Origin of the sequence: Sphingomonas sinipercae, from assembly GCF_011302055.1 — a bacterium.
In the GTDB taxonomy this organism is placed as follows: Bacteria; Pseudomonadota; Alphaproteobacteria; order Sphingomonadales; family Sphingomonadaceae; genus Sphingomicrobium; species Sphingomicrobium sinipercae.
Genome location: NZ_CP049871.1, coordinates 1,159,741 through 1,171,642, shown reverse-complemented (window position 1 = coordinate 1,171,642; position 11,902 = coordinate 1,159,741). Strand labels below are relative to the sequence as shown.

Here is an 11,902-nt window from a genome sequence, read left to right as displayed (position 1 = left end):
GCACGCCTGCGACATTTAAAGGTCTCCGGGGTAGGAAGAATTAGAAAGGACGGAAGATTGAGAATACCGGGAGGGCATTCAGCAGCTTCTTCTGCGTCGCCTTGACCGAAGAACCATCGACCACGACGATGTCGCCCGAATAAATCTGCGGATCCGGGGTCTCGCCGCGACGGATGGTGACAAGGTCGAAAGCGGCGGCCTGCCGCGTTCCCGAAATCTGCCGGAAGACCGCAACGCGCCTGGCGTTGGCATCTTCCGTCAAGCCTCCGGCCAGCGCGACCGCCTGCATCAGGGTCATCGGGCCGTTGACCGGGAAGGCGCCAGCGCTCTTCACCGCGCCATCGACCGTGACGTTGCGCCGCGCGGAGGACTTGATGCCGATGCTGACGTCGGGATTTTCGAGATACTTCTCGCCAAAGCGGGCAGTGAGCAGCCGATCAAGCTCTTCCGGCGTCTTGTTCGCCGCGGGCACTTCGCCAATCAGCGGCATCGAAATGTTACCCAGCAAGTCGACCTGATAGTCGCCGGTCAGGTCCGTCATCTTGAAAACCTTGACCGAGAGCGTGTCCATCGGCGCGATCTTGTAGCCTTGCTCAAGCGGCACGAGAGTGGCCGAGTCCGGCGCTCCGAAGCTGCTCGGATCATAGGGGATCGGGCCCCCGCGCTTGTCGCCGCAACCGGACGCGGCAAACGCCGCCGTTCCAAGCAGCAACAACATCAGCAGGCGTCCCGCCTTCGACAGGATGACTTCAACTAGGCTCATCTCATAAACTCCAGACGTCGCAGCCCTCGGCTCAACCATGCGCGACACGCGCCGAGGAACTAGCTGCAACATTCTCCCCTTCCGTTTGCAGGAACCACTGCCGGGTTGATTCGAGCCCGAGCGCCGTCAGGACGCCGGTCCGATACCCCCCCGTATCAATACCGATGCGGTTTGCACAGACATCGACCTTCTGCGTGATGGTGTGTCCGTGCACGATTACCGATCCATGGTCGCGCTCGTCAGCCAAAAACGGCTCGCGGATCCAGCGCAAATCCGATTCGCTCTGCTCGGCAAGGCTGGTCCCCGGCCGAATGCCGGCGTGCACGAAGAAGTAGCTGCCAAAACTGACGGTGTCAGCAAAACTTCGTAGGAATTCCAAGTGCGACGCTGGAACCTGGCGCTCGATGATTGCCGCGGCTTCCCGTTCCGACCGATCCTTCAAGGTCGCCGGATCAAGCCCGTAACTTACGAGGCATTCGGCGCCGCCGAAACGCAGCCACTGCTGCAGCAGCTTCGCTTCACCGGCAATGACCCGGAGCATCACCTCTTCATGGTTACCGAGGATGAAGGCCGTTTTGGCGAAGTCTGGCCGATAGGTGCGCAGCCGTTCGATGACGCCGCGCGAATCCGGGCCGCGATCGATCAGGTCGCCAAGGAAGACGATGGTCGTCTTAAGCTGGCGCCGACCGCGGGCATCGGCCTCGATCCGGGCCAGCAGGTCGTCGAGCAGGTCAAGGCGCCCGTGGATATCGCCGACGGCATAAGCGCGATGGCCACGGGGAGCCGACGGTTTCGACGATCCGAACAGGAAATTCCGCGAAAATTGCATGGGGGGCGAACAAGTCTCTTCAAACAGAGGTCAATTGGGAGCTTAATGGCTCCAACGCGCGGATGTAAGCATCAGTAACGCGGTCGTGCCCAAAGCGCTCCTCCGCATTCGTCCGGGCACGCCGGCCCATCTGGTTTCGCTCCTCCTCCGGCAAGCGCGCGAACCTCACCATCGCCTCGGCGAGGGCGTCCGCCGAACGAACGGTGCACATGAACCCGTTGTCCCCTTCCTCGACGAGGTGGCGGCACCCGGGCACGTCCGCGGCGATCAACGGCCGCGCCAGCGCCGACGCCTCCAGCAGCGCGCGGGGCAGGCCCTCGCGATAGGATGGCAGGACGACGCAATCGGACGCTTCAACGAAGGAGCGCACATCGTCCCTGTTGCCGTGGAATTCGAGGATCGCTTCCGCCTTCCACCCATCGATCTGCTCGGCCGAAGCGGCTTTCGGGTGTGGGCTCCAACCGCCGACCACCACAAAGCGGGTGTCCGGGATCTGCCGGCGCACCTGTCGCGCAGCTTCGGCGAATTCCACGATTCCCTTGTCGATCAGCATTCGGCCGACAAACAGGAAGACGACACCGTCTCCGCTTCGCGGAGGCGCGGGCGCAAACGCATCCAGGTCGATTCCTGAGCCGGGGATTACCTCTGCCTGCTCGGGAGTAACGAGCCGGCGTTCGACGAAGAGCGCCAGGTCGTCCGGATTGTGGAAGAAGACGCGCCGGGAACCGTGCAGCGCAGCCTTGTAGAGGCCCGAAACCAATCGCTCGAGCATGCGGCCGGACAGGAAACCCGTACCAAGTCCGGTAATGTTGTTGATGACCGGCACTCCGGCGGCACGGGCGGCGAGCGAGCCATAAATATTCGGCTTGGGCGTGAAACCGAGGAAGGCCTGCGGACTGAGCCGCCGAAGCGCCCTCCAATAGGCATAGGTCAGGCGTGCGTCCGAAAGCGGAGAGATGCCCCGCGGGCTCATTGCGATCGGCACCACCTCGACTCCGAGGTCCGACAGTGGGCGGACATCATCGCCGTCCGGAACCAGCGCCGCGAGCCGATAGCCGGTCGCTTGCAGGGATTGGAGCAAGGGCGTCCGAAAGTTGACCAGGTTCCAGGCCGAGTTCGCGGACAGCGCGAGTAGTGGCGGGTCCTGTTGGGGAATTGCGCGACTCTCGATAGTCGCGGCAGGGGACTTCAGCTTTCGATCCACTTCGAACGTTTGTGGCGTCAGGACATCATTAGGGAGTTGGTCACTCTCTCTTAGGTAAGGGGAAAAAAATTTTCAGCGCAACCCTCGCTAGGGATTTGCGTTTCATCCATTCTGGTGGCAAAGGGGCCCAATCCCCGATAAGGGCGTAGGAGTAAGAACATGGGGCGCAATCGCGCGTTTAAATTTGGTGCTGCAGTGGCGGCACTTGCAATGACTTTCAGTTCGACCGCCGTGGCGGCGACCTCTGCCCCTCGGGTTGACCCCTTGGTTTCGCTCAGCGTTTTCGGGACTGCTTCCTCTGCTAGCGCGGTTTGCGCGGCGGGTGCGCAGGCCGCCGGTGCTGCCGCGACTGCGGGTGCAGTGGCTGCTGCCGGCCAGGCGCCGGGCGCAGGCTGCGTCCTTCCGGTTGCCGATGCGCCGGTAGTCGCCGTCGACACGACCCCGGTTATGGTCGCTCCGGTTGCGGCTGGCGGCATTGGCCTCGGCATTCTTCCGGTGCTGCTCGGTCTGGCGGCAATCGCCGGCCTGGCTGCCGTGATCCTCGGTGGAAGCAACAAGTCGAGCGGTAACCTGACGCCCGTCAGCCCGTAGGACTTCGGCTCAATCGAGCTCAAGAGGCGGCGTGCCATTGGCGCGCCGCCTTTTTCTTGTCCGACGTCCCGGGACTTCGGTTCTATGGCCGATCACTTCCCGGATTGAACGCATCTCAAGCCCATACGAAAACGCACGCGGATTTCTCCGCGTGCGTCTCGTGCATCTTCCAGCTGGAAGCGTAGCTTTTAGCCGCGCTCGCCCGCAGGTTGCTGCATCGGGTTCGTATTCGGCGCCATGAACGTCGACGTCGCCTGGCAATTGCTGGTCAGCGCGATCTGCTGCCCGGCGCGGAACGCCTGGGTGTACGGCCAGCATTCCTGCGGACCGCCAGTGGACAGGCAAAGCTGACCGCCAGCTGCCGACCACGTCGCCGGAACGGCCCGGCCGCCAGCAGTCGTGATCGTCGCATTGCCATTCGGGCCGAAATAGACGCTGTTCATCACGCCGTTGGTCTGGACCTGAAGGGTCTGACCGACGATTTCCGAACCCGGCATCCAGGCCATTTGGGCAGAAGCGGTACCGGCCGCCCCCGCCAACATTGCGGCGCCAGCCGCCAAGCCAATTACTCGCTGCTTCATCCCGTTACTCCTCAAACAATCCTCCGGACCGCGGCGCGATCACAATCGCTCAACCAATATGGAGGCAGTTTATTTCCCTCCCGCATCGAACTTCTTTGAAGGTTGTGTCTTTTCAGTTGGTTGGGGCAGCCAGGACGAACCTTGGAATGGCTGCGTCGAAGACGGTGCCGTCCTCGTCGACCATCCGGTAATGGCCGCTCATCGCACCGCCGGGCGTGTCGAGCGGGCAGCCGGAAACGTAATCGAAGCTGCCGCCGGGCGCGATCAGCGGCGTTTCGCCGACGACCCCCTCCCCCTGCACTTCATGGACCGACCCGCGCCCATCGACGATCTTCCAGTAGCGGGAAAGCAGCTGCACCGACCGTTCCGAACCGTTTTCGATCCGGATGTGGTAGGACCAGAACCAGCGGCTGAGCGCCGGGTTGGACTGTTCGGCGAGGTAGCTGACGGCGACCCGGATCGTGACTCCGGACGTGGTCGCAACGTTCGGGAACAGCACGGCGAGACTGTCGGCGAATCCGCTCATCGGCGGCGGCTGGCGAGGATCAGGCTGTGCACGTGCCGTGCAGGCTTGCACTAGTCCGCTGCCCGCTTCAAGCGCTCGACCAGCCGGTCGCGAACCTCGATCAGGGGCTGCGCCGATGGCGGCAACAGGTCGCGCACCAGGAAGTGTCCCGAAAGCGCCATCCCATCCAGCACGTCCTTCCAATTGGGCGTGCCCCCGTCGCGAAGGAATGGCGGCAGGCGGAGCAGCTTCCCCCGATACGGCTCCGCGGCCGCCGCGCTGACCGCCCGGCCCGATCGGGGACTGACCGCGACCAGCGCTTCTTCGCTGCCCGTCGCCGCGCAAGAGTCGAGGTCGAGGCCAAAACCGAGCTCGCTCAGCAGCATCAGCTCGAAGCGAACCAGCGACGGCGCCCAGCCCTTGGCCGACGGCGCCGCCTCGATCGCGTCGAGAAGGCCGGAGAAGAGCTGATATAGCCGGGGATAGGGCTGGCGCTCCGGCAGCGCGATTGCCAGCAAGGTCGCCGTCCAGCTGATCGCTTCCGACGGCAGTGGCTCCGCCAACACGGCCGCCCGGCTATGGGCGAGTTCGACCGACACCTGCGGCAACTGCGCTTCGCTGCGCGACCGGAATTCTGCGGCGACGACGTTGCCGGCCATCAGGATCGGCCGCATCCGGCGACCGCGGGCGCCGCGCACATAGCCGGCGATCAGCCCCTCGTCCGGCGTGAACAGCCGAACGATCGCGCCATGCTCGCCATGTGCACGCAGCGCGCAGACGATGGCCTCGGTGTCGACGACCACGATCAGCCGCGCGGGTGGAAGTGGTCGTAGACCTGGCGGGCGGTGGCCTTGGAAATGCCCGGTGCCCGCTCGAGGTCTTCGAGCGCCGCCCCTTTGACCGCACGGGCGGTTCCGAAGTGCATCAGCAGCGCGCGCTTCCGGCTCGGCCCGATCCCCGGGACGTCGTCCAGCGTCGACGTCGTAAGGCTCTTCGCCCGCTTGGCGCGATGGGTGCCGATGGCGAACCGGTGCGCCTCGTCGCGCAGCCGTTGCAGGTAGAACATGAGGGCGGAGTTGGGCGGGAGCGTCAGTTCGCGGCCGCCCGGCATATGAAAGGTCTCGCGCCCGGCGTTGCGGTCTGGCCCCTTCGATACCGCTACCACCGGAATATCGTGGACTCCGGCATCTTCCATGGTTTCGCACACGGACGACAATTGCCCCTTGCCGCCATCGATCAGGAGCAAGTCCGGCCACTCCCCGGTCGCCCGTTCGGGATCGTCCTTCTCCAACCGCGCGAAACGGCGCTGCAGGACCTCGCGCATCATCGCGAAATCGTCGCCGGGGGTCGTGTCGGCATTCTTGATGTTGAACTTGCGATAGCTGTTCTTGCGAAAACCCTCCGGCCCGGCGACGATCATCGCGCCGGTGGCGTTGGTCCCCATGATGTGGCTGTTGTCATAGACTTCGATCCGTTTGGGCACGTCGGACAATTCGAAAGTCTCGGCCAGTTCGCGAAGCACCCTGGCCTGCGTCGCGGTCTCGGCCATTCTGCGATCGAGCGCTTCCTCCGCATTGCGCCTGGCCTGGTCGATCAACTTGGCCCGCGGGCCGCGCTTCGGCTCCTCGATCGCGACCTTTCGCTCCGCCCGCTCGCCAAGGGCTTCCTCCAGCAATTCGCGGTCTGGAAGGTCGCGGTCGAGCAGGATCCGGCGTGGCGGCGGCACGTCTTCGTAAAATTGGACGAGGAAGCTCGCCAGCACCTCTGCTTCCGGAACGTCGGCCGTGTGCGCGGGGAAAAAGGCGCGGTGGCCCCAATTCTGCCCGCCGCGGATGAAGAAGGCCTGGATCGACACCGCCCCGCCCTTGCAGGCGAGTGCGAAGACATCGGCGTCGCCAAGCCCTTCGGCGTGCACGGTCTGGCTGCCCTGGATATAGGTCAACGCGCGGAGCCGGTCACGGTAAACGGCGGCAAGTTCGTAATCCTGCCCCTCGGCCGCCGTCGCCATTTGCTTGCCGAGCCGTTCCTGCACGCCGGTCGACTTGCCGGCCAGGAAGGCCTTCGCGTCGTCCACCAGCTCCTTATAGTCCGCTTCACCAATGCGCCCGACGCACGGGGCCGAACAGCGCCGGATTTGATACAGCAGGCAGGGCCGGGAGCGCGTTTCGAAAAAGCTGTCGGAGCAACTCCGCAGCAGGAACAGCTTCTGCAACGCGTTGAGCGTCCGGGTCACCGACCCGGCACTTGCGAACGGTCCGAAATATTGCCCCTTCGCGCGCCGAGCGCCGCGATGCTTCTGCACCCGGGGAAAGGCGTGGTCCTCGCGCAAAAGGATGAAGGGGAAGCTTTTGTCGTCGCGCAGCAGGACGTTGTAGGCCGGACGGAAGCGCTTGATCAGCTGGGCTTCCAGCAGCAGCGCCTCCGCTTCGGTGCGCGTCGTGACGATCGTCATCGATCGGGTTTGCGACACCATCCGCTGCAACCGCTTGGGCAGCCGGCTTACCTGGGTGTAGTTCGTGACCCGGTTCTTCAGCGACCGCGCCTTGCCAACGTAGAGCACGTCGCCGCGCGCATCCTGCATGCGATAGACCCCGGGGCGAACCGGCAGCGTCTTCACCACCGACCGGATCGCGGCGATGCCGGCGTCGAGGTCGGGCTTGTCCCCTTCCCCGCCACGCACGGCATAGGTCGCCTGCTCCTCGTTGAAGCGCTCGGCGGCGTTAGGCTGGTCGGGTCGGTCGGCCTTGTTCACGGCTTCCACTTAGGGACTTACGAGCGGACCTGCGAGTGTTCGAAGGCGACGCTTGTTGCGGCTCGCGAGTTGGTTACGCGTCTGCGCCAGGCACGACCTTATGCTTGAGCGAAAACGAGTTCAGTCAGGTCGATTTTCCTCAATGTACTGCAACTCGTGCCGCGCAATCTCGTTCGCAGGCTCGTATTTGAAGCTTGTTTCGTAAGCTTTTTTAGCTTCGTCCCAACGTCCGAGCTCAACTAACGCGTAGCCTTGACCGCGGAGCGCAACTGCTCGCCAATGATCCGCGCTTGCTCGGTCTGGAAGCTTTGAAGCTAGCTTCTCTGCCCGTCGGTAGAGATCCAGCGACCTTTCCAATCCGCCATTCAGGCGCACTGTGTAGGCATATTCATTCAGGTACTGGGCGTTTCCGGTATCGTGGTGCGTTAGAACTTCAAGTACCCGTTCAGCTTCTGCGTGTCGCTTCAGCTCATTCAAAGCGTAGCCCTTTACAAGCATTGCTTCACACCAGTCATTCTCTACCGTCGCTGTAATCGCCCCTTTCATGTAGCTCTGTAAAATTGCAGCAGCTACGCCGGGACAGATGGCGGTCGGCCTCTTAGCACTCGTAAGCATTGCTTGGGCGATGATTGGCTCCACCAGGACCAACGATTTTTCGGGTTCACCTGCTCTCATCAGTTCGGCTGCTCGCTCAACCTCGCTTTTGTGCTCTTGCGCGTTAGCAGGGGATAGGAGAGCAAACGCAACCACGATCGCACCAGACGCAACTTTCAAAACGCGCATTTGACTGCCTTTGATGAACGGCCGAGCAGCACAATTCGTACTGACTCGCTGAAGGACTAGCCAGAGAATTGTGGAGAAGTTCTGCCTGGTTACTTGGTATCGCGTGCGCCACTTAACTGGCGCAGTGTATTGCAAAGCGGCGTTAACTGGGACCGGCCAAGCGGATGCTCGCCGCGCTTACTCATCCATATGCCCGAGAGGGACCAACCGTACCAAGGCGGCGCTCCCCGCGTTCCAGCGTCAGGCGGCTGCCCGGGCCTCCTCTTCTTCCGCCAGCATCCATTCGACCGCGGCGCGGGCGTGGATCGCGGTCGTGTCGTAGACCGGGAGGACATTGGCCCGAACGTCGACCGCAAGCACCAGCTCGGTGCAGCCCAGAACCACGGCCTGCACCTTCTGTTTGGCGAGTTCGGTGATCAGGGTCTTGAGCTTGCGCTGGCTGTCGCGGACGACGCGGCCCGCGGCCAATTCCTCGTAGATGATCCGGTCGACCTCGGCCCGCCATTGCGGAGTCAGTTCGTGGAAGGCGATGCCTCGCGCTTCATAAGGCGCGCGAGCGAAGGCCTCGGTCATCGTGAACCGCGTACCGAGCAATGCGATTCGGGATCGGCCGTCCGCCTTCAACCGGTCGGCCGTGGCATGGCGCACATCGATCAGGGGCAGGCCAACGGCTCCGCTCACAGCGTCGGCAGCCTTGTGCATCGTGTTCGACGCCAGCAGCACGCCCTCCGCACCGGCGGCCTCCAAGCGCTGCGCGGCCGCGACGACGACGCGGTTTGCGCCTTCCCAGTCGTCGCGCCGATGATAAGCGGCATAATCGTCTTCGAAGTCGAAGCTTTCGATCACCAGCCGGGCGCTGTGCAGGCCACCGAGGCGCTGCCCGACGGCGCGGTTGATCTGCTCATAATAAAGAGCCGTCGAGGCCCAGCTTGCCCCGCCAACGATGCCCAACTTGCGCAATGTGAAACCCCCGGAAAGATGTTCGCCCGCGACCGGAGTCGCCCCGCGCCCAGCTTCAGCGCAACGCCGGCCAGCCGACAAGCGGTAACAGGCGCGGTTTCCCGCCATTTAACAGCTTTGCGATGAGCCGTTGCAAGCGCTTGCCATATTGCTGCCGACGCGCACAAATGGAGCGGATGAGCGGCCCGCCCCAGACCAGCAACGGCGTGCTCATGGTGCGGCCAGCAAGCTTCGGCTTCAATCCCGAAACCGCCGCCAGCAACGCCTTCGCTCGAGCGGTCAGCGACCCGCAAGTGTTGGGCCGGGCCGCCGCCGAGTTCGACGCTGTCGCGGAGGCGCTGGCGAGGGCCGGAGTCGAGGTGATCGTGCTTGAAGACACGACCAGCCCGGTGAAGCCCGACGCCGCCTTTCCCAACAACTGGGTGTCGTTCCATGCCGATGGCACGATGGCGATCTATCCGATGGCCGCCGCGACCCGCCGGTTCGAGCGGCGGGTCGACGATGTCCGGTCCCTGCTCGCCGAACGCGGCTTCCAGATTTCCCGACTAATCGACCTTAGCCCCAGCGAGGAGCTCGGCCGCTACCTGGAGGGGACCGGCAGCCTGATCCTCGACCGCCCGAGCCGCCGCGCTTTCGCCGCGCTCGGACCGCGCACCGACCGCGACTTGCTCGACGAGTTCGACGCGCAGCTGGATTATTCGACCTATACGTTCGACGCCTTCGACGGCCAGGACCGGCCGATCTATCACACCAACGTGATGCTGAGCCTCGGCGGGCGTTTCGCGGTCGTCTGCCTCGACGTGGTCCCGGCCGACCAGCGGATCGGCCTTCTGGAGGAGCTTTCCGCCCTTCGTGACGAAGTGATCATCGTCGATGCGGCGCAGATGAACGGATTTGCCTGCAACATCCTGGAGCTTGAGGGCTCCGGCGGCCCGGCCATCGCCATGTCGCAGTCGGCCTTTGAAGCCTTTAACGCGGGACAGCGGCGGCGGCTCGAACGCTACGCAGCGTTGGTGCCGACGAGCATCCCGACGATCGAAGCGGTCGGCGGCGGCAGCGTCCGCTGCATGATCGCCGACATCCACCTGCCCCGCGCCTAGCCCAGGCTCTTCACGATCTCCTCGACCATCTTCTTGGCGTCCGCGAGCAGCATCATCGTATTGTCCCGGTAGAACAATTCGTTGTCGACGCCGGCATAGCCGACCCCGCCCATCGAGCGCTTCACGAACAGCACGGTGCGCGCTTTCTCCACGTCCAGCACCGGCATCCCATAGATCGGCGAGCTCTTGTCGGTCTTTGCGGCGGGGTTGGTGACGTCGTTGGCGCCGATGACGAAAGCGACATCGGTCTGCGCGAAGTCGCTGTTGATGTCTTCCAGCTCGAACACTTCGTCGTAGGGGACGTTGGCTTCGGCGAGCAGGACGTTCATGTGCCCGGGCATCCGGCCCGCGACCGGGTGGATCGCATATTTCACGCGCACGCCCTTGGCCTTCAGGATATCGCCCATTTCGCGAAGCGCGTGCTGCGCCTGGCTGACCGCCATGCCGTAGCCGGGCACGATAATCACCTGGTCCGCTTGCGCCATTAGGAAGGCGGCATCCTCGGCCGAGCCGCGCTTGTAGGGCCGGTCGATGGCGGCCGCGTCGCCGCTGCTGGCGACCGCGCCGAAGCCGCCGGCGATGACCGAGATGAAGCTTCGGTTCATCGCCCGGCACATGATGTAACTGAGGATCGCGCCGGAGCTTCCGACCAGTGCGCCGGTGATGATCATCGCGCTGTTGTGCAGCGTGAAGCCCATCGCCGCCGCGGCCCAGCCCGAATAGCTGTTCAGCATCGAAATCACGACCGGCATGTCGGCGCCGCCGATGGGCACGATCAGCAGAAAACCGATGACGAAGCTCAGGCCCAGGATCGTGAAGAACACCCACGGGTCCTGGTTCTGCGTGAAGTAAGCGATCAGGATCAGGATCGCGGCGAGCGTGCCGAGGTTGATCAGGTGCCGGCCCGGAAGCAGGATCGGCTTGCCGCTCATGTTGCCGTTGAGCTTCAGGAAGGCGATCACCGAACCGGAGAAAGTGATCGCGCCGATGGCCACGCCAAGCCCCATTTCGATCCGGCTCACCGGGAAGATATTGACGAACGACGGGCCGAGGATCGGCGTGATCCGCTGGGCGATGCCGAACGCTTCTGGATTGAGGAAAGCCGCCGCACCGACCAGCACCGCGGCCATGCCGACCAGGCTGTGGAAGGCGGCGACCAACTGCGGCATCGCGGTCATCTGGATGCGCCGCGCGGTAATGAGGCCGATTCCGCCGCCGATGAGGATCGCGCCGATGATTTCCGGCAGGGAAGCAATGTCATGGATCGCCAGCGTCGTCGCGACGGCGATGCCCATGCCGATCATGCCGGCGCGGTTGCCGCGCTGGCTGCTCTCGGGGCTCGACAGCCCACGCAACGCGAGGATGAAGCAGATGCCGGCGGCGAGATAGGCCAGGAGCACCCAGGCCGGCTGTGCGTGCGCCGCCTCAACCATGCGTCTGGCCTCCCTGCGGGGCTTTGCGCTCTTTCTTCTTGTACATGGCGAGCATTCGGGCCGTGACCGCGAAGCCGCCGAAAATGTTGATGCTGGCCAGCATCACGCCCAGCAGCCCGAGCCACTTGGCCGACGGGCTCCCCGCCGCTGCGGCGGCAATCAGCGCGCCGACGATGATGACCGAGGAAATGGCGTTGGTGACGCTCATCAGCGGCGTATGCAGCGCCGGGGTCACCGACCAGACCACGTAATAGCCGACGAAGCAGGCCAATACGAAGATCGACAGGATGGAAATGAAGTCCATTCGCGCCCTTCTCACTCCCTTAAAGTCACTAAAGTCACGCGGTCGTGCAGCATTTTCGTGACTTTACCCCATCGGAACGTCCGGACGGGAAATAGCG

Annotated in this window: 13 protein-coding genes; 2 read left to right on the top strand and 11 right to left on the bottom strand. The window is 63.9% G+C overall.

Annotated elements, in window-relative coordinates; all coding sequences use genetic code 11:
* Positions 1–40: 40 nt before the first annotated feature.
* The 3 genes from G7078_RS06170 to G7078_RS06160 are packed head-to-tail and all read right to left on the bottom strand — an operon-like array spanning position 41 to position 2,796.
* The gene (locus G7078_RS06170) at positions 41–763 is read right to left on the bottom strand and encodes a polysaccharide biosynthesis/export family protein (protein ID WP_166094084.1); all 723 of its coding nucleotides are present in this window, start codon (positions 761–763) and stop codon (positions 41–43) included.
* 31 nt (positions 764–794) lie between these two features.
* Complete coding sequence (locus G7078_RS06165; protein ID WP_166094082.1) at positions 795–1,592, bottom strand: metallophosphoesterase; 798 nt, start codon at positions 1,590–1,592, stop codon at positions 795–797.
* Positions 1,593–1,611: 19 nt separating this feature from the next.
* Entirely contained in the window at positions 1,612–2,796 is a 1,185-nt protein-coding gene (locus G7078_RS06160; RefSeq protein ID WP_425505234.1) for a glycosyltransferase family 4 protein, read from the bottom strand.
* Between the two features lie 360 nt (positions 2,797–3,156).
* Between G7078_RS06160 and G7078_RS06155 the strand changes: the two genes are divergently transcribed.
* Positions 3,157–3,387 carry a hypothetical protein gene (locus G7078_RS06155; protein ID WP_166094076.1) on the top strand — a complete coding sequence of 77 codons (231 nt, stop codon included), beginning with the start codon at positions 3,157–3,159 and terminating at the stop codon, positions 3,385–3,387.
* A gap of 188 nt (positions 3,388–3,575) precedes the next feature.
* Here G7078_RS06155 and G7078_RS06150 read toward each other — a convergent pair whose 3' ends face one another.
* The 6 genes from G7078_RS06150 to G7078_RS06125 form a co-directional block, all read right to left on the bottom strand.
* On the bottom strand, positions 3,576–3,968 hold the full coding sequence (locus tag G7078_RS06150) for a hypothetical protein (RefSeq protein ID WP_166094074.1): 393 nt from the start codon (positions 3,966–3,968) through the stop codon (positions 3,576–3,578).
* A gap of 112 nt (positions 3,969–4,080) precedes the next feature.
* On the bottom strand, positions 4,081–4,494 hold the full coding sequence (gene apaG / locus G7078_RS06145) for a Co2+/Mg2+ efflux protein ApaG (protein ID WP_166094073.1): 414 nt from the start codon (positions 4,492–4,494) through the stop codon (positions 4,081–4,083).
* Positions 4,495–4,544: 50 nt separating this feature from the next.
* Entirely contained in the window at positions 4,545–5,279 is a 735-nt protein-coding gene (recO, locus tag G7078_RS06140) for a DNA repair protein RecO (RefSeq protein WP_166096200.1), read from the bottom strand.
* Entirely contained in the window at positions 5,279–7,225 is a 1,947-nt protein-coding gene (gene uvrC, locus G7078_RS06135) for an excinuclease ABC subunit UvrC (RefSeq protein ID WP_166094071.1), read from the bottom strand. Before uvrC ends, recO begins: the two co-directional genes overlap by 1 nt.
* Positions 7,226–7,345: 120 nt before the next feature.
* Positions 7,346–8,008 carry a hypothetical protein gene (locus tag G7078_RS06130; RefSeq protein WP_166094068.1) on the bottom strand — a complete coding sequence of 221 codons (663 nt, stop codon included), beginning with the start codon at positions 8,006–8,008 and terminating at the stop codon, positions 7,346–7,348.
* A gap of 240 nt (positions 8,009–8,248) precedes the next feature.
* Positions 8,249–8,968, bottom strand: a complete 720-nt coding sequence (locus G7078_RS06125; protein ID WP_166094066.1) for an aspartate/glutamate racemase family protein — start codon at positions 8,966–8,968, stop codon at positions 8,249–8,251.
* Between the two features lie 176 nt (positions 8,969–9,144).
* Between G7078_RS06125 and ctlX the strand changes: the two genes are divergently transcribed.
* Entirely contained in the window at positions 9,145–10,068 is a 924-nt protein-coding gene (gene ctlX, locus G7078_RS06120) for a citrulline utilization hydrolase CtlX (protein WP_166094063.1), read from the top strand.
* Here ctlX and G7078_RS06115 read toward each other — a convergent pair.
* Entirely contained in the window at positions 10,065–11,501 is a 1,437-nt protein-coding gene (locus tag G7078_RS06115; RefSeq protein ID WP_166094061.1) for an NAD(P)(+) transhydrogenase (Re/Si-specific) subunit beta, read from the bottom strand. The two genes, ctlX and G7078_RS06115, sit on opposite strands and share 4 nt — an antisense overlap.
* Positions 11,494–11,805 carry an NAD(P) transhydrogenase subunit alpha part 2 gene (locus G7078_RS06110; protein WP_166094058.1) on the bottom strand — a complete coding sequence of 104 codons (312 nt, stop codon included), beginning with the start codon at positions 11,803–11,805 and terminating at the stop codon, positions 11,494–11,496. Before G7078_RS06110 ends, G7078_RS06115 begins: the two co-directional genes overlap by 8 nt.
* Between the last annotated feature and the right edge of the window lie 97 nt (positions 11,806–11,902).